This is a genomic window from Kitasatospora hibisci, from assembly GCF_043950205.1.
Classification (GTDB): domain Bacteria; phylum Actinomycetota; class Actinomycetes; order Streptomycetales; family Streptomycetaceae; genus Kitasatospora; species Kitasatospora hibisci.
Genome location: NZ_CP171642.1, coordinates 2,074,098 through 2,090,889, shown reverse-complemented (window position 1 = coordinate 2,090,889; position 16,792 = coordinate 2,074,098). Strand labels below are relative to the sequence as shown.

General features: G+C 71.3%; 13 protein-coding genes and 1 pseudogene. 9 read left to right on the top strand and 5 right to left on the bottom strand.

Annotation, left to right across the window (positions count from 1 at the left end; genetic code table 11):
• The first annotated feature begins 45 nt into the window (after positions 1 to 45).
• A complete protein-coding gene (locus tag ACF9IK_RS08890) occupies positions 46 to 486 on the top strand; it encodes a DUF4240 domain-containing protein (RefSeq protein ID WP_395298513.1) in 441 nt (146 codons plus the stop codon).
• 260 nt (positions 487 to 746) lie between these two features.
• On the opposite strand, the pseudogene ACF9IK_RS08885 reads toward ACF9IK_RS08890, so the two are convergent.
• Positions 747 to 2,115 (bottom strand): annotated as a pseudogene (locus tag ACF9IK_RS08885) (IS1380 family transposase).
• A 347-nt stretch (positions 2,116 to 2,462) separates the two neighbouring features.
• Here ACF9IK_RS08885 and ACF9IK_RS08880 point away from each other — a divergent pair.
• Together ACF9IK_RS08880 and ACF9IK_RS08875 are read left to right on the top strand one after the other, a co-directional pair.
• Positions 2,463 to 2,798, top strand: a complete 336-nt coding sequence (locus ACF9IK_RS08880) for a hypothetical protein (RefSeq protein WP_395293701.1) — start codon at positions 2,463 to 2,465, stop codon at positions 2,796 to 2,798.
• Positions 2,799 to 2,863: 65 nt separating this feature from the next.
• Entirely contained in the window at positions 2,864 to 3,109 is a 246-nt protein-coding gene (locus ACF9IK_RS08875; RefSeq protein ID WP_395293700.1) for a DUF2283 domain-containing protein, read from the top strand.
• A 108-nt stretch (positions 3,110 to 3,217) separates the two neighbouring features.
• On the opposite strand, the gene ACF9IK_RS08870 is transcribed toward ACF9IK_RS08875, so the two are convergent.
• The gene (locus ACF9IK_RS08870) at positions 3,218 to 3,979 is read right to left on the bottom strand and encodes an SDR family oxidoreductase (protein ID WP_395293699.1); all 762 of its coding nucleotides are present in this window, start codon (positions 3,977 to 3,979) and stop codon (positions 3,218 to 3,220) included.
• A 72-nt stretch (positions 3,980 to 4,051) separates the two neighbouring features.
• Here ACF9IK_RS08870 and ACF9IK_RS08865 point away from each other — a divergent pair, with 72 nt between their 5' ends.
• Both ACF9IK_RS08865 and ACF9IK_RS08860 read left to right on the top strand, forming a co-directional pair.
• Positions 4,052 to 4,969 carry a LysR substrate-binding domain-containing protein gene (locus ACF9IK_RS08865; RefSeq protein ID WP_395293698.1) on the top strand — a complete coding sequence of 306 codons (918 nt, stop codon included), beginning with the start codon at positions 4,052 to 4,054 and terminating at the stop codon, positions 4,967 to 4,969.
• A gap of 169 nt (positions 4,970 to 5,138) precedes the next feature.
• A complete protein-coding gene (locus ACF9IK_RS08860; RefSeq protein ID WP_395293697.1) occupies positions 5,139 to 5,714 on the top strand; it encodes a TerD family protein in 576 nt (191 codons plus the stop codon).
• 16 nt (positions 5,715 to 5,730) lie between these two features.
• On the opposite strand, the gene ACF9IK_RS08855 is transcribed toward ACF9IK_RS08860, so the two are convergent.
• Positions 5,731 to 7,029, bottom strand: a complete 1,299-nt coding sequence (locus ACF9IK_RS08855) for an FAD-dependent monooxygenase (protein WP_395293696.1) — start codon at positions 7,027 to 7,029, stop codon at positions 5,731 to 5,733.
• A 274-nt stretch (positions 7,030 to 7,303) separates the two neighbouring features.
• Here ACF9IK_RS08855 and ACF9IK_RS08850 point away from each other — a divergent pair, with 274 nt between their 5' ends.
• From ACF9IK_RS08850 to ACF9IK_RS08835, 4 genes are all read left to right on the top strand, one after another.
• Positions 7,304 to 9,343, top strand: a complete 2,040-nt coding sequence (locus ACF9IK_RS08850; protein ID WP_395293695.1) for an FAD-dependent oxidoreductase — start codon at positions 7,304 to 7,306, stop codon at positions 9,341 to 9,343.
• 118 nt (positions 9,344 to 9,461) lie between these two features.
• Positions 9,462 to 10,010, top strand: coding sequence for a PadR family transcriptional regulator (locus tag ACF9IK_RS08845; RefSeq protein ID WP_395293694.1), 549 nt, complete (start codon positions 9,462 to 9,464; stop codon positions 10,008 to 10,010).
• Positions 10,011 to 10,100: 90 nt separating this feature from the next.
• Positions 10,101 to 10,877 (top strand): hypothetical protein, encoded by a 777-nt coding sequence (locus tag ACF9IK_RS08840; protein ID WP_395293693.1) that lies wholly within the window; start codon positions 10,101 to 10,103, stop codon positions 10,875 to 10,877.
• 138 nt (positions 10,878 to 11,015) lie between these two features.
• Entirely contained in the window at positions 11,016 to 11,981 is a 966-nt protein-coding gene (locus ACF9IK_RS08835; RefSeq protein ID WP_395293692.1) for a DUF4331 family protein, read from the top strand.
• A 161-nt stretch (positions 11,982 to 12,142) separates the two neighbouring features.
• Here ACF9IK_RS08835 and ACF9IK_RS08830 read toward each other — a convergent pair whose 3' ends face one another.
• Both ACF9IK_RS08830 and ACF9IK_RS08825 read right to left on the bottom strand, forming a co-directional pair.
• Positions 12,143 to 13,354 (bottom strand): HNH endonuclease, encoded by a 1,212-nt coding sequence (locus ACF9IK_RS08830; protein ID WP_395293691.1) that lies wholly within the window; start codon positions 13,352 to 13,354, stop codon positions 12,143 to 12,145.
• A gap of 103 nt (positions 13,355 to 13,457) precedes the next feature.
• Complete coding sequence (locus tag ACF9IK_RS08825) at positions 13,458 to 16,682, bottom strand: putative bifunctional diguanylate cyclase/phosphodiesterase (RefSeq protein WP_395293690.1); 3,225 nt, start codon at positions 16,680 to 16,682, stop codon at positions 13,458 to 13,460.
• Positions 16,683 to 16,792 lie beyond the last annotated feature (110 nt).

Here is a 16,792-nt window from a genome sequence, read left to right as displayed (position 1 = left end):
GCGGAAGCGACGGCTCTGACAGCCCAAAGAAGAAAGGTGCACAAGATGGATCGCTCGGATTTCTGGAGGATCGTCGATTCCTCTGTCGGTCCCGAGATGCATGAAACGGTCACCGAAATCGAGGGCAAGCTCGAATCCCTCTCGGGTGACGAGATCAAGTCGTTCCACGACCGTCTGAGCGAGGCTCTGTTCGAGTTGGACCGACGAGACATCAGTGAGGCGGGCTTCCGATTTTCGGGAGCCTATGAAGCAGACGGGCAGGGCAATGACGATTTCCTGTTCGCGCGCTGTGCAGCCGTTCTCTCCGGCTCGAAGGTCTTCAACCAGGTTCTGGCCGACCCGTCGACCTTCGCCACAGCCTGGGACTGGTGTGGTCAAGACATCCTCAATGTCATTGAGGAGGCCTACGAGGACGTCACTGGAGACGCATGGGATTACGAGTCTCCGGTCGACTACGAAACCGGCTCAAACGCGGACGCCTGGTAACTGAAGGCACCCGATCGCCCTGACAGGAATGTCCGGCTATGCCGGTGGTGAAGCATTTCTGACGCTCCACCACCGGCATTTCGCGATCTGGCCTCGATCTGCGTGACGGCTCGTCAGCTTCGCTGGCGGGCCGCTTCCGTTTGTCCGGCGATTGCTTCTGTCATGCGGACAGGGTGACGGCCCGGCTGTTGCGTCGGTCTGCGCCGGGTTCCACGGCTCCGGAAGTGGTCGAGTGCGTCGGGATGGGGCGTTGTCGCTGGTCAGTCAGGGTTCGGCAGGGCTTTCAGGCGTTCGAACGTGCTGGTGATCACGTGGGTCCAGGGCCAGTGGCGGGCGAGGCGAAGGTAGTGGCGTCGGCCGGTGGTGACGAGCTGGGCGGCGGAGAACAGCCGCAGTCGCAGGCGCTTGGGCTCCGAGCGGCGTGCGGTGCCGGTCAGGGCGAGCATGGACATCCAGGCGAGCAGGTCGAGCGCGAGCTGGACGATCTCCAGGCAGATCTGGTTCTGGCTGGCCTGGTGGTGGAGGTTGCGCAGGCCGGTGTCGCGGGCGGCGCGGATGCGGTCCTCGGCGCGGCTCGCCGGCGATGCCGCAGCTCAAGGTGCGCGATCGGAGTGCCAGTGGTGTTGGTGGCGAAGCAGGTCAGTCGCATGCCGTCGGCGTCGGTGAAGCGCAACTGGGCTCCGGGGTGGGGTCGTTCCTTGCGGACGATCAGTCGCATCCCCTTCGGTCAGCCTTTGAGCACGTCACCGGCGAGCTCGGCGACTCGTGCGACGTCGCGGACCTCACGGTCCGGCTCGATGGCCGGTGTCCATGCCGCCTCGGGGATCTGGAGCACGGCGGCGTGGATGGCGTCGGTGATGGTTATCCCGACCGAGTACGCCAGCCGGCGGCCGCGTGCGGTGAGTCAGTTGAGGAACTTGTGGGTGCCGCCGCCGGAGTCGGTGCGGATCAGGGTGCGGCGTCCGCGCCGGTGCTTCTTCGGCAGCTGGGTCAGGGCCATGCGGGCGGCCTCGGTGTGGTCGGCGGCGTGTTGCTGCCCGCATTCCCCGGCCGCAGCAGGCCGGCGACCGGCTCTCCGGACCCGTCCGGGCCGTGGTCGACGAGCGCGAACAGCGGGTGATGGCCGAAGGCCTTCTTCCAGGTCTTGGCGGCGTGCTCCTTCTCGGAGTGCGCCAGCACGAGCACGCCGTCGATGTCCACGATCACCTCGCCGCTCGCGTCCGGGGACGTCTCGCCGGCCAACTTCCGTGCCTGCTCGCGTACTTCGGCCCTGGTGCGTCGGATCGCCGTGAGCGCACGGGGACCAGCTGCGGCAAGGGTGTCGACCAGGCGGGAGACGGTCGGGCCGGAGGCCGCCGGGTCGAACACGGCGGGCTCGGCCCGCAACATCGTGACATCGGCCAGGCAGTCCCTGCCCAGGGCCGCCGCGAGCGCTACGTCCAGCAGGATCTTGCCGGGATCGTGGACCGCCCGCTGCTTGCGCCAAGGCGTCAGCGACGCCGACAGTGCCGCGTCCAGCCCGGCTTTGTGAGCCGTCTCGACCAGCAGCACGGCGCCGGACTGCGAGACCACCCCTCGGCCGTCGCCCTCGACGCGGACACGGGGGTACGACCCGGTACGCTTCTTCATCTGAGGAGTGCAGCTTTCTTGACGACGACGGGGCCCTAGACAAGTCCCATCGTCCCAGGTCAGCGGCGCTACTCGTTCTTTTGATCAAGCCTCGGCCCTGCTCGTGAAAGCACGAGGCTAGGGCGCCCTCGGCCTGCGTGTAACAGGGTGGCCGTACCCTTACCGCGGCGCCTCAGCTCAGCCGGCCGCGGCTGGACAGGTGGAACGACCCGGTGGGCACCGCGAGTTGCACATTTGCCCGGAGGTGTTGGGAACGGCATGGCGCGGGATGTCGTGTCGGTCACGGCCGCCAAAGCTCGGATTTGGCTGTTCGAGGAGGTTGTGACATGGGGCTAGACATTCAACTGGTGGACACCGCGCTGACGGTGGAGATGAATCGCCAGGCGAAGAAGAATGGGCAGCCTGTAGTTTCGGATGTTGTGGCTTACCTTCTGGAGGACGGGGAGGTGGACTCGGCGCTCTCTGTGGTCGGTCGAGAGAGCCTGCCGACCCTGGCGCGTATCGATCGCTATGCCGACACCGAATTCGACCACTACTTCTGCGAACTGGCTCTGGCTGAGCTCGACCGGATCGCGGCCCGAGACCTTCCCGCGGCGACGGTCTCCTTCCTCTCCGAACTCAGCCGGCTGCTCCAGCAGGCGCTGGATCACCCCGGCTACATCGTTCGCTTCATCGGCGACTGAGCGTACGCCGGCCCCGGCGAGGAGCCCGGCCGTACGCGGACCTGCGGCGTCACCGGCTCCAGGGGTTGGACTCATGGGGAAGACGGCAGCCCGCGCGAATCAGCCGTGACCCGGAGGCTGATGCGGCGGTGATCTACTTGGTGGACTCCATCAGGCCCGGCGAGGCTGTCGAACAGGTGATTGTGGACGAGGTGCCTGGGCCCGGAGAGCTCGTTCTCGACTTCGATGCAAGCGGGAGGATTCTCGCCGTCGAGGTGATTGGCGCCTCGGGGCTTCTTCCCGAGGGCCTGATGTCCAGGCCGGAGGGGTGACTCCGTCCCCCGGAGGTGACCTGACCGGTGGGTCTGCCGGCCAGGTCGGATGGGGCTGTCACGGTTACCGGTTGCTCGGTCGTCTCGTCGTCATGAGTGCTTGGGGCGTCACACCAGTCGCCCACCCCCGTCCACGTGCACGACCGTGCCGGTGACGAAGGGGCTGGTCATGGCGAAGCGGGTGGCGTGGACGAGGTCGTCCGTGGTGCCGACGCGGCGGGCCGGGTTGCGGTCGGCGACGGACTTCAGGAACGGGTCCTTGTCCGCGCCGAGGCGGTCCCAGGAGCCGCTGTCGACGATGCCGGGGGAGACGGCGTTGACGCGGACCGGGGCGATCTCGACGGCGAGTGCCTGGACCAGGAACGCCAGGGCGCCGTTGGTCGTGGCCATCACCGTGCGGGCGGGGGCCGGGCGCCAGGCGGCGACGCCGGAGAAGAAGGTGAAGGACGCGCCCTCGGGGGTGTCGGTCGCGGCCTGGGGGGCGAGGTGCTTGGCGAGCAGCAGCGGGCCGTAGACCTTCGCGGCGAACGCGCGGTGGACGTCGGCGAGGTCGAGGTCGGCGAGCGGGCCGTTGGCGGGCATGGCGGCGGTGGAGACCAGGTGGTGGAAGCGGCCGGTGGCGGTGGAGAGGGCGGCGATCGACGCCTCGTCGGCGAGGTCGACCGGGACGACCTCGGCCTTGCCGGACAGTTCGCCGGCCGTCCACTCCAGCTTGCGCGGGTCGGGGCCGGCCAGGACCAGGTCGGCGCCGGCCTCCGACGCGGCGCGGGCGAGGGCTCGGCCGGTGTTCGAACCGGCGCCGACGACGATGATGCGGCGGCCGTCGAGGGCGAGGGAGGGGGACTGGGGCGTGGGGAGTGCAGTGGTCATGGGCACAACCCTCCGCCGACCAGCGGTGATGCGTCCAAGGCTTGTTTTCACCCGTAGCCATAAACTCTCTGCATGACAACGCTCCGACAGCTCGAATACCTGGTGGCCGTCGTCGACACCGGCTCGTTCACCCGCGCCGCCGAGCTGCTGCACGTCACCCAGCCCGCGCTGTCGCACCAGGTCCGTGCGCTGGAGAAGTCCGTCGGCGGCACGCTGCTGGAACGCCTGCCGCGCGCCGTCCGGCTGACGCCGATGGGGCGCGCCGTGCTCCCGCACGCCCGGGCCGCGCTCGCCGATGCCGAGCGGCTGCAGGCCGCCGCCCGCCTGACGGCCGGGCTGGACGGCGGTGAGCTGGAGCTTGCCACGGTGTACTCGGTCGGGCTCGGCATCCTGCCGCCGGTCCTGCGGGCGTGGCGGCGGGACCATCCGGGAGTGCGGATCCGGCTGCGCGAGTACGCGCACAACGACGAGCTGCACTCCGCGATGACGGCCGGTCAGGCGGACCTCGCGGTCGGCACGCCGCCGCCGGACTGGGAGGGGCCGATCCGGGAGCTCGGGGTCGAGGAGTTCGTGCTCGCGCTGCCCGCGGGGGAGGGGGGCGGGAGCGACCGTCAGTTCGTTCCGCTGGGCGACCTCGCGGACCGTGACTGGGTGCACTACGCGCCCGGCAACGGTCTCGCCGATCTGGTGGACGGGGCCTGCGCGGAGGCGGGGTTCCGCCCGCGCGCCGCCGTGCGGACCGAGCAGACGGCTGCCGCGCCGCTGCTCGCGGCCGCGGGGCTGGGACCGGCGCTGGTGCCGGCCAACATCGTGCCGCTGGGGTTCGACGGGCTGGTCCGGCGCCCCGAGCCGCCGGTGCGGCGCCCGCTGGTGGCTTACACCCGCACCCGGCCGGATCCGCTGACGGCGGCCTTCGTGGAGCTGTTGGCCCGGCAGGCGTGTCTGCTGCCGCCGCACGTCGCGGAGTTGATCGCGGCCGGCGCGCGGTGAGCGGCCGGCACGCGGTGAGGGCCTGGCGTGCGGTGAGTTCCCGGCGCGTAGCGCGCGAGGTGCGCCCGCCGGCCGAATCGGGTGCGCCCGGGAACCGGGTCGGGCTGATTCTCGTGATCTCTACAGTGCTGTAGATTCTCCGGCAGGGAGAGCGACAGAGGAGGGCATCGTGGGAGTTTCGCTGGGCAAGGGTGGGAACGTCTCGCTGACCAAGGAGGCGCCGGGGCTGACCGCCGTCATCGTCGGGCTCGGCTGGGACGTGCGCACCACCACGGGTGCCGACTACGACCTCGACGCGAGCGCGCTGCTCTGCACCGCGTTCGGCAAGGTGATGTCGGACCAGCACTTCGTCTTCTTCAACAACCTGCGCAGCCCCGAGGGTTCGGTCGAGCACAGCGGTGACAACCTGACGGGTGGCGGCGACGGCGACGACGAGCAGATCAAGGTCGACCTCGCCGCCGTGCCGGCCGAGGTGGCCAAGGTGGTCTTCCCGGTGTCGATCTACGACGCCGACGCCCGGCTGCAGAACTTCGGCCAGGTCCGCAACGCCTTCATCCGGGTCGTCAACCAGGCCAACGGCCAGGAGATCGCCCGGTACGACCTCACCGAGGACGCCTCGACCGAGACCGCGATGGTCTTCGGCGAGCTCTACCGCAACGGCGCCGAGTGGAAGTTCCGTGCCATCGGCCAGGGCTACGCCTCCGGCCTGCGCGGGATCGCCACCGACTACGGCGTGAACGTCTGAGATTCGAGTCGGCGGCTCAAGAGGCCTGACGCCCGTTCGGCGGCTGCGCGAGTGCGTGGCCGCCGAACACGCCTCCGCCGCCGAGCTGCCGGCGCCACCAGTCGACCATGGCGGGCCCGTCCATCACCGACCAGTCCGGCGCCTCGGTGACCTGCGCCCGCCCGAGCCGCCGGCCCAGCTCGACCGTCTCCCGCCCGACCGGGCCGCGGTCGCGCTCGTACGCGGAGAGCAGCTCCGTCCAGGAGGCGGCCGAGCGCCAGGCCTCCTCGAACGCCCAGGCGTCCTGCAGGGCCTTGACCACGCCGCTGGTGTTGTGCGGGCGGACCACGCTGGCCGCGTCCCCGGCCAGCAGCAGGCGGCCGGCGGTACGGCGCGGGACGTCCAGGTCGTAGACCGGCTGGATGAAGGTGCGCTCGCGCGGGGTGAGACCGGCGACCACGGCGGCCCAGTAGGGCGGCAGGTGCCGCTCCGCCAGGGTGGCCAGCTCCGCGAACTGCGCGCCGGTGAGGGCGCCGGCCGGCACGCTGGTCGGGCCGTCCAGCGGCAGCCAGGCGGGGGTGGGGGCGTAGAAGACCCAGTTGACCTGGGTGGAGCCGGGTTCCAGGCCCGGGATGCGGTAGAGCACCACCTGGCCGCCGGGATGGCAGACGGTGATGATCTCGTCCTCCGGCCAGGGCGCGGTGCCGCCGGGCAGGTGTTCCAGCAGTCGGGCGTCGAAGCTCCCGCGCCAGCAGACGTATCCGGCGTACGCGGGCCGGGCCGCCGGGTCGGCGGTTTCCGGGCAGAGCGCCTCGCGGACCAAGGAGCGGTAGCCGTCCGCGCCGACCACCAGGTCGTACGGCTCGCGCCCGCCGGCCGTCGTCTCCACCCGGGCGGGGCCGTCGCCGTTGTCCGCCGCCGCGGCGTCGACGGCGGTGACCGCCTGGCCGAGCCGGAACTCCACGCGCTCCGGGGCGCGTTCGCGCAACGCCTGCCAGAGCACGCCCCAGTGGTAGGAACGGAAGGCGAGGTCCTGGACCCAGAGCACCCGCCCGCGCGGGTCGGCGGTACGGAGCCCGTCGACGGGAGCCGTCTCGCGGGTGAGCCAGCGGCGCAGGGCGAGGCGGTGGTGGCGGATACCGTCGTCCAGGTGGCCGGCCCGGACCAGTTCCCCGTAGCGGGGTTCCAGGACGCAGAGCCCGACGCCGCGGTCCTCCAGCCGACCGGGGCTGCGTTCCAGCACCACGACCTGCTCCGCACCTCCGCGGGCGGCCGCCCGCGCGAACGCGCACCCGGCGATGCTGCCGCCGACCACGGCTACGGACCCACCTCGCACGGCTTCCCCTTCCGTGACGTTCCCGGGGCCGCTGTGCCCCGCTGCCACCTCCGACCCTAACGAACAGTGAGGGGTCGACTCCATGGTGTTGACAAGATTCGGCCACGAAGCGGTCCGGTTCCGGGGGGCGGAAGCGTCGGGGGTCGTCGCCCTTGTGCAACTGGTTGCATATGCGTTGGGGCGTCCCCTACCGTTGGGTAACCACGCCCGCCGCCGGGCGGACGGCCCACGCCCGCGGACCGTCCGCGTCCAGCCGGACACCGAGGAGATGCCGATGCCCAGCACCCCGCCGCCGCCCTACCCCCACCTGCTGAGCCCGCTCGACCTCGGCTTCACCACCCTCCCCAACCGGGTGATCATGGGCTCGATGCACGTCGGCCTGGAGGAGGCGCCCGACGGCTTCGAGCGGATGGCGGCCTTCTACGCCGAGCGTGCCCGCGGCGGCGTCGGCCTGATCGTCACCGGCGGCATCGCCCCCAACGAGGCGGGCCGGCCCTGGGGTGGCGGCGCCATGCTCACCACCGAGGCCGAGGCCGACCGGCACCGCCTCGTCACCGACGCCGTCCACGCCGAAGGCGGCCGGATCGCGCTGCAGATCCTGCACTTCGGCCGCTACGCCTACCACCCGGAGCTGGTCGCCCCCAGCGCCCTCCAGGCCCCGATCAGCCCGTTCGCGCCGAACGAGCTCACCGCCGAGCAGGTCGAGCAGACCGTTGAGGACTTCGCCCGCTGCGCCGCCCTCGCCCAGCGGGCGGGCTACGACGGCGTCGAGATCATGGGCTCCGAGGGCTACCTGATCAACGAGTTCATCGCCGCCGCCACCAACCGGCGGGAGGACGAGTGGGGCGGCTCGTACGAGAACCGGATGCGCTTCCCGGTCGAGATCGTCCGGCGGGTCCGCGAGCGGGTCGGGCCCGACTTCATCCTGATCTACCGGCTCTCCATGCTCGACCTCGTTCCCGGCGGCTCCACGCTCGCCGAGGTCGTGGAACTCGCACAGGCCGTCGAGGCGGCCGGGGCCACGATCATCAACACCGGCATCGGCTGGCACGAGGCCCGCATCCCCACCATCGCCACCTCCGTCCCGCGCGGCGCCTACGCCTGGGTGACCAAGAAGGTGATGGGCTCGGTCGGCGTCCCGCTGGTCGCCGTCAACCGCATCAACACCCCGGAGATCGCCGAGCAGCTGCTCGCCGACGGCTGCGCGGACCTGGTCTCACTGGCCCGGCCGCTGCTCGCCGACGCGGACTTCGTCGCCAAGGCGGGTGCCGACCGCGCCGACGCCATCAACACCTGCATCGGCTGCAACCAGGCCTGCCTCGACCACACCTTCAGCGGGCAGATCACCTCCTGCCTGGTCAACCCGCGCGCCTGCCACGAGACCGAACTCGTCCTCGCGCCGACCAGGCTGCGCAAGAGGATCGGCGTCGTCGGCGCTGGCCCGGCCGGCCTCGCCTTCGCCGTCTCGGCCGCCGAGCGCGGCCACGCCGTCACGCTGTTCGACGCCGCCGACACCATCGGCGGGCAGCTGAACGTCGCCCGGCGCATCCCCGGCAAGGAAGAGTTCGACGAGACCCTCCGCTACTTCCGCACCCGGCTCGCCGAGTCGGACGTCGAGCAGCGGCTCGGCGCTCCGGTGGACGCCGAGCGGCTCGCCGCCGAGGGCTTCGACGAGATCGTCCTCGCCACCGGCGTCACCCCGCGGACCCCGGCCGACATTCCGGGCATCGACCACCCCAAGGTCGTCGGCTACCTGGACGTGCTGCGCGACGGCGCGCCGGTCGGTGAGCGGGTGGCCATCCTCGGCGCGGGCGGCATCGGCTTCGACGTCGCCGAGTACCTCACCGACCAGGGCGACGCCGCCAGCCTCAACCCGCCGGTCTTCCAGGCCAAGTGGGGCATCGACCCGGAGTACCGCGAGCGCGGCGGCCTCACCCGACCGGTCGCACCCAAGCCCCCGCGCAGCGTCCACCTGCTCCAGCGCAAGACCGGCAAGGTCGGGGCCGGGCTCGGGAAGACCACCGGCTGGATCCACCGCACCGAGCTCAAGCACCGCGGCGTGGTGATGGTCCCCGGCGTGACCTACGACCTGATCGACGACGCCGGCCTGCACATCACCGTCGACGGCGAGAAGCAGCTGCTGCCCGTCGACACGGTCGTCCTCTGCACCGGGCAGGAGCCGCGGCGCGACCTGGACGCCGCCCTGCGTGAGCGCGGCCTCACCCCGCACCTGATCGGCGGTGCCGACGTGGCGGCGGAGCTGGACGCGAAGCGCGCGATCAAGCAGGGGACGGAGCTGGCGGCGGCGCTCTGACGGCGGGGTGGGGCGGTGCGGGGCGGGGCGCGCCCCACCCCCCCCCGCAACGCCCCGCGCCGGGCGACGCGCGCCGGCGCACAGCGACGTGCGGGCCGGGGCGCCTAGGATCGTCGGCATGTCGCTGCCGCATGCCATCCTCACCGCCCTGCTGGAGAAGCCGTCCTCGGGGCTGGAGCTGACCCGGCGGTTCGACAAGTCGATCGGCTTCTTCTGGTCCGCCAGCCACCAGCAGATCTACCGCGAGCTGGGCCGCCTGGAGACCTCGGGCCTCATCCGGGCCCTCGCGCGGTCCGGCCCGGTGCGCGGCCAGAAGAAGGAGTACGAAGTCCTGCCTGCAGGCCGCGCCGAACTGGAACGGTGGACCGCCGGCGGGGACGAGCCCAGGGCCATGCGCGAACCGCTGCTGCTGCGCCTGCGCGCGGCCGCCGTGGTCGGCACGGCCGGGCTCGACGCCGAACTGTCCCGCCATCTGGCCCTGCACCGAGCGCAGTTGGCCGACTACGAGGAGATCGAGCGGCGCGACTTCCCGCGGGAGCGTGCGGACACGGAGAACCGCCTGCAGCACGCCGTGCTGCGCGCCGGGATCGGGTTGGAGACCTTCTGGGTGCAGTGGCTCACCGAGACCCTGGGCACGCTCCCGGCGGCCCCCGGAGAACCTTCCTGACCTGCGGATCCGCCGCTCGGGCGGGCGAGCGGGCGGGCCCGGTGGGACACTGGACGCCTGCCCGTGCCCGACTCCTGATCGGGGGCCCGTATGTCCCACTCGCGGCCTCTCCTCGCCCTCACCGCGGCGGCCGTCGTCACCGTGGCGACCCTCGGCACCGCGGACCTGGCCTCCGGCTCGCCCCGCACGCCGGCCGTCACGGTCCAGACCGCCGGAGCCGCCGCCGTGCCGGCGGCGCAGGCGGTGCCGGCCGAGCAACTGCCCACGGACGCCCAGCTGAGGACGGCGCTGCTCACGGCGGCCGAACTCGGGCCCGAGTTCACCGAAGTCCCGCCCAGCACCGGCTCCTCGCCGAGCGGCGGCGCCTCCCCGGTCTCCGGCTGTGACGCCCTGCGCGCCCTTCTCGCCCGGCAGGGCGCCGAGCCGGCGCCGCAACAGTCGCACCAGGAGGTCGAGTTCGAGGGCCCGGGTGGCAGCCCGATGGTCACCGAGTCACTCACCGTCGAGGACTCCGCCAAGCTCACCGGCGACTTCGCCACCGTCACCGAGGCGTTCACGAACTGCCAGAGCCTCACCTTCGACGACGGCGCCGGTACCTCCGTGACCTTCACGGCCACCCCGATCACCCTGGGCGAGCGCCGAGACGCTCCGGCCGTCCGCCTCGACGGCATCCTCGGCGGCGTCCAACTCAACGGCTACATCGGCATCGAGCGCTTCGGGCCGACCGCCCTCTCCTACGGCTTCTTCCAGCGCGACTCCGGTTCCTCGCAACTCGCCTCGCTGTACTACCGGGCCGCGGTCGCCAAGGCCGAACGCACCCTCGGCGTCCCGGCCGGCAGCGAGACCGCCACGACGGCGGCGGTCTGACCGGGAGCCCGCCGTCCTCCCGTACGGGGCCGGTGGGTGGGTGATCAAGCGCGCCTCCCCCTCCCCGGCCGGCCGCGCTGGTACCACAGTGCGTGCCGACACACCCAGGGGGCCACAGAGACGAGGTAGCGCAGCGCCATGTCCCACCACCTCAGCGGTCCGAACCTCCGCTCCCCGCGGGGCGACGCCCGGCTCGACCTCACCGACCTGTTCGCCTTCCCCGCGAGCGACGCCCCCGGCCGGACCGTCCTCATCATGGACGTGAACCCCTACGCCCCCACCCAGGCCGCGGAGTTCCACCCGGACGCCGTCTACCGCATCAACATCGACAACGACGGCGACAACCGCGCGGACGTCGCCTACTCCTTCACCTTCGCCGGCTCCCGGACCGGCGGACAGACCGTCACCGTCCACCGTGCGACCGGGGCCGCCGCGCAGAAGCACGAGGCGACCGGCGAGGTGGTCTTCGCGGACGTGCCGGTGGCCTTCGGAGACGCGCCCGACGTCGTGGACGCGGGAGACCGCAGGCTCTCCGTCGGCCTGCGCAGTGACCCCTTCTTCGCCGACCTCGAAGGGATCGTCAACGACTTCACCTGGACCGGCAAGGACGCGATGGCCGAGGCCAACATCTTCGGCATCGCCCTCGAAGTCCCGGACGCCGACCTCGGCCCCGATCCGGTGATCGGCGTATGGGCCCGTGTCAGCCTGCACCAGGACGGCCAGCTGGTCTCCGTCGACCGCGGCGCCCACCCCTCCCTGACGGCCTACTTCAACGCCGAGGAGGTCAAGGACGCCTACAACGCCGGCGAGCCGGCCGACGACTGGGACACCTACCACGAGCCCTGGACGGCCGTGCTCCAGCACACCGGCGACTACACCACCGTGGCCGCCACCGAGACCCTCAAGCTCGTCCTGCCCGACATCCTCCGCTACGACCGCTCCCGCCCCGCCGCCTACCCCAACGGCCGCACCCTCAGCGACGACGTGACCTCCGCCCGCCTCGCCATGGTCTCCGGAGGCAAGATCACCTCCGACCACGTCCCCCCGCACACGGACCTCCTCCCGACCTTCCCCCACCTCGGCCACCCTCACCCGACTCCCTGACGGGTGGTTCATGGCTGGTCGACGCTGAGCACCGGGCTTCTGATCGTTTCGACGGCGGATCAGGAGCCCGATGCGTGGTTCACCCGGTGGCCCAGGTCCGGGAGGTCGGGCCGCGGTAGTCAGGCTGAGGCGGTCGGCGCAGAGCCGTCAGAGCAGGGCGGTCAGGCTATGGCGGCAGCGGCGACAGGCGGGACGGCTTCGGTTGCGGCCATCTTGTTCGACTTCAGCCACTTCGCGTAGCGCCACTTCAGGGCCTCCTTGTGGGGTAGCTTGGACAGTGCTAGCTGCGGCTCGATGATCCCGAGCTCGGCGAGGCTCGGGCCCTGAGGGCGGACCATCACCTGGAGCGTGTCCGGGTGGATGGCGAACAGATGAGCATCAAAGGCCCGATGAAGCGCCGCATTCATGGGGATGCCGTTGCGCGGGTCGGAGCTCCCGTTCTCCGCGTCGGGGCGCAGATGGGCCGCCTCTATCATGGCAGGCACCGCGATGCCCGAGAACGGGCAGCGGGAGCCGTAGCGATGGATGACCTCGACCTTGAACTTCGCCTGATCGGGGCGGCTCGTGATCGTTCCCGCGCGCGTCCGGCGCCGATTCCCCTCCAGCTGGAAAGGGTGGTCGTCGGAACGGTCACGGTCGAGGAGCTGCTGCGGAGGCGTGGCGTCGAAGCTGACGTAGAACTGGCTGCTGGTGTCCTCCCAGCCGGCGACCCAACCGAGGCGGACCTCGCGCCGCGTTCCCCGCTCGGAGATCAGGAACACCGGCAGCGAGCGCCGAGAGGCCGCCTTCGTGGCGTTGACCTCGGCCTTGTCCTGGCCCCGGCGGTTGGTGTCGGGGTAGCGGTAGAGCGCTCCGCTGTCGTTGATCTCATCGGGGTAGTCGACACCGGTGTGCTTGAGGCCAACTGCCAGCCCCTGCGGGTCGAGGTGTCGCGTCCGCTTCTTGTCGACCCAGATGCCCTGCTGGCCGCCGTAGGCCCGGACCGCCCGGACCTCGCCAGCGGTCAACAGGCCGTCGGCGTCCTGGCGAGCCTGCAGATTGCGCCACATGGCGAGCCGCCAGGCTAGCTCCTCCTCAAGCGTGGAGGGCTGCCCGTCCACTACGGCGAAACCCAACTGCTGCAGGGCCACGGTCACCGGTGCGGCGTCGCCGTGGAACGCGTGCTCGCTCAACGGTCCGTGCTCGGGGTGCTGGTAGCCGTGGGCCGCCCCGGCGATGGCTTCGGCGTCGTAGAGGCGATCGTCGTGCTGGACGAAGTACTGGGCCGATTCCGCGTAGTGGTAGCGCTTGAGGAAGGCCTCCTGACCGAGGCTGTCGAACTCCTTGAGCGCGGTCTGAACGGCGTCTGCGTCAGTCAGGTCGTCGATGCTCACACGTCTCCTCGGTCTAGGTTCGTCTGAGCATAGGCGGCCGCACTGACAGTGGAGTTCGACCCAAGGTGACGGTTGGCGTCCGTCCCGCTGACACCCGGATGGTTCAGGTGCGGTGGGGGGCGGGGGTGGTGATGGGGGAGTGGTCGGTGATGAGGCGACGGGCCTGGTCGGGGGTGAGGGGGTGGGCGAAGAGGTAGCCCTGGCCGAGGGGGCAGCCCATGGCGGCGAGGAGGTCGCGCTGCTCGGTGTTCTCGATGCCCTCGGCGATGACCTGGACGCCGAGGGTGTCGGCGATCCGGGTGATGCCCTCGACCAGGGCGTACTGCTGCTGGGAGAGGCCCAGGCCGTCGATGAAGGACTTGTCGATCTTCAGGATGGAGATCGGGAACTCGCGCAGGTAGGAGAGCGAGGAGTAGCCGGTGCCGAAGTCGTCGATGGCGATGCCGACGCCGAGCTCGCTCAGGGTGCGCATGTCGGTGTGCACGCGTTCGTCGCGGCGCATCAGGACCGACTCGGTCAGCTCCAGGACGAGCACGTCCGGCGTGATCCCGGACGTGCGGACGGCGCCGCGGACCACGTCGACGAAGCCGGCGTCGCGGAACTGCCGGGCCGAGACGTTGACGTTGACCCGTAGTGGGGGCAGGCCCCGGGCGAGCCGGGGCTCGGCGCTCAGGCGGTGCCAGGCGGCCGCCTCCTGGGCCGCGCGTTCCAGGACCCAGGCGCCGAGCGGGACGATCTGGCCGCTCTCCTCGGCGAGCGCGATGAACTCGTCCGGCAGGACCATGCCGCGGCGGTCGTGCGGCCAGCGGACCAGGGCTTCGAAGGCGACCAGGGCGCCGCTCGCCAGGTCGACGATCGGCTGGTAGTACAGCTTGAACGCGGATTCGGCGATCGCGGTGTCCAGGTTCTCGTTCAACTCGTGCCGTTCGACCAGGCCGGCCTGGAGCGCGGGCTGGTAGTGGCACCACTGGCGCTTCCCTGCGGCCTTGGCGGAGTAGAGCGCGAGGTCGGCGTGGCTGAGCAGCTCGGTCGCGTCCACGCTGTCCTCGGTGGTGGCGACGCCGATGCTCGCGCCCACCCGGACGGCGCCCGCGCTCAGCTTGAACGGCTCGGCGAAGGCGGCCAGCACGCTGTCCGCGATGGCCCCGACGTCCGCAGGGCGCATCGCGTCCTCGACCAGGACGGCGAATTCGTCGCCACCGAGCCGGGCCGCGGTGTCGGAGGTGCGCAACGCGGTGGAGACCCGTAGCGAGACGGCGACCAGCAGCTCGTCGCCGACCGCGTGTCCCTGGGTGTCGTTGACGACCTTGAAGTCGTCCAGGTCGATGAAGAGCACGCCGGTGACGGCGCCGCTGCGCTCGCTGCGGGAGAGCGCGTGGCCGACTCGGTCCTGGAAGAGGACGCGGTTGGCCAGCCCGGTGAGCGAGTCGTGGAAGGCGCGGTGGGTGAGCTCGCGCTCCATCTGGCGCTGCTCGGTCACGTCGCGCAGGGTGAGCACGAGGCCGCCGACGGTCGGATCGCCGCGCAGGTCGTTGCAGCGCACCTCGGCTTCGATCGGGGTGCGGTCGTGGCGCAGCAGCCGCCAGTGCTCGCGCTGCTGCTCGCGGCCGTCGGCGGCGCCGTCCAGGCCGCGCATCCGGGTGAGCGCGCTGCCGACGGCCCGGCTGTCCTCGGGCGGGACGAGGTCGGTGATCAGGACGCCGTCGAGGTCGGGGTAGCCGAGCACGCGCTCGGCGGACGAGGAGGCGTACCGGACGCCGTCGTCGGCGTTGAGGATCAGGATGACGTCGCTGGCGCTCTGCACCAGGGTGCGGAAGTAGAGCTCGCTGTTGCGGCGGTTGACCTCCTGGCTCAGCATGACGCGCTCGACGGCCAGGGCGGCCTGGGCGGCGAGGATCTCCAGCGATCCCCAGAGGTTGGTGAGCTCCTGCTCGGTCCCGGTGACGATGAGCGCGCCGATCAGCGGGTCACCGGAGGGGCGCTCGGCGAGGGTGAGCGGGCAGAGCAGGGCCGAGGGCATGCCGTCGAAGCGGACGGCGAGGTCGCTGCCGATCTCCTCGACGGGCAGTAAACGGGTCTCGCGGATCGCGGCGAGCGCGAGCACCTCGTCGGAGTCGGAGTCGGAGTCGGAGCCCGAGTCGGAGCCCGAGTCGGATCCGGGGCCGTCGGCGGGGCCGTTGCCAGGGGCGCGCTGGGTGGTGGGGCCGCGCTCGGCGTGCCGGACGTGCAGGACGCCGGCCTCGGTGACCGCGAGCAGCGCGACGTGGCCGGGCTCGGTGGGCATCAGGGTGGACGCGGCGGCCTGCACGGCGTCGGCGACCTCCTCGACGGTGACGGCCGCGGTCAGTGAGGCGCCGGCCTCGCGCAGTACCCGTTCACGGGCTACGGCCTGCCGCCGGGCGACCACGACGACCGCGAGTCGGGCCAGCACCAGGAGGAAGAGCACACCGGAGAAGGCGCCGATCACGCCGGCGTTGCTGGTGTTGCCGTTGATCGACTCGATGATCAGGATCGCCGGCGCGATCAACGAGGCGAGGGTGAGCAGGGCGAGCCGGCCGGGCGTGATGTCGACCTGTTGGCTGGGCACGGGTCTGGTCAGTTCGACCATCGACGGATGGAGGGCGGCCGCACCCCAGGCGGTGTAGAAGGCGGCCCAGCCGAGGTCGACCGGGGTGCCGATGTGCCAGTTGCCGTGCAGCAGGATCAGGCCGTACAGGATGTCGGAGACCAGCAGGCCGACCGTGCCGACGGTGAGCAGTTGCAGGGCGCGGCCGCCGCCGCCGCGTGGCACCAGCAGGCGCAGCAGCAGTGCGAGCACGACCACGTCGCCCAGCGGGTAGGCGATCGAGACGGCCTTCTGGATCCACGTGAGGTCGGGGTTCCGGGCGTACGGGAGGATCAGGTAGATCCAGGCCAGCAGGGCCAGACCCATGGTGAGGATGAGCGCGTCGAGGACTCCGGCGCGGTCCTGATGTGCCGTTCGCCAGCGGATGAAGGCCAACACGCCGGCCGCGTACAGCAGGTACTCGGCCAGGTAGAAGCCGTCGGCGACGGACGGGAAGGGACTGCCCAGGTGCAGGAACTGCATCTGGATGACCTGGACGACCTCGCCCGCCGTGAAACCGAGGTTGGCGAGGGCGAGCAGGTACCAGGGCAGTGCGTGCGCCGGGCGGTTGAGGTGCACACCGACCACGATGGCCGCGACGCTGCCGAGGCCGATGCCGGTCCACCAGATGATCCGCTGGGTCGGGTTGATGTAGTAGATGCAGGTGAACAGCACCATCCACGACAGGTAACAGACCATCAGGCGTTGTCGCCGACGTGTCAACGAGGCTACCTCCTCCGCGACACCGCTCCGCCGGTCCTCGGACCACCCGCCCGGTCGGACGGGTCGGGAAGCGGAGCGGGGCTCCCCTCTCCCGGTGCGGTGCCCGTCAG

Excerpts from the sequence above, each read along its gene's own strand:
- ACF9IK_RS08890 (WP_395298513.1), top strand. The coding sequence starts at position 46 with ATGGATCGCTCGGATTTCTGGAGGATCGTCGATTCCTCTGTCGGTCCC.
- ACF9IK_RS08870 (WP_395293699.1), bottom strand. The coding sequence starts at position 3,979 with ATGACCACTGCACTCCCCACGCCCCAGTCCCCCTCCCTCGCCCTCGAC.
- ACF9IK_RS08865 (WP_395293698.1), top strand. The coding sequence starts at position 4,052 with ATGACAACGCTCCGACAGCTCGAATACCTGGTGGCCGTCGTCGACACC.
- ACF9IK_RS08850 (WP_395293695.1), top strand. The coding sequence starts at position 7,304 with ATGCCCAGCACCCCGCCGCCGCCCTACCCCCACCTGCTGAGCCCGCTC.
- ACF9IK_RS08845 (WP_395293694.1), top strand. The coding sequence starts at position 9,462 with ATGTCGCTGCCGCATGCCATCCTCACCGCCCTGCTGGAGAAGCCGTCC.
- ACF9IK_RS08840 (WP_395293693.1), top strand. The coding sequence starts at position 10,101 with ATGTCCCACTCGCGGCCTCTCCTCGCCCTCACCGCGGCGGCCGTCGTC.
- ACF9IK_RS08835 (WP_395293692.1), top strand. The coding sequence starts at position 11,016 with ATGTCCCACCACCTCAGCGGTCCGAACCTCCGCTCCCCGCGGGGCGAC.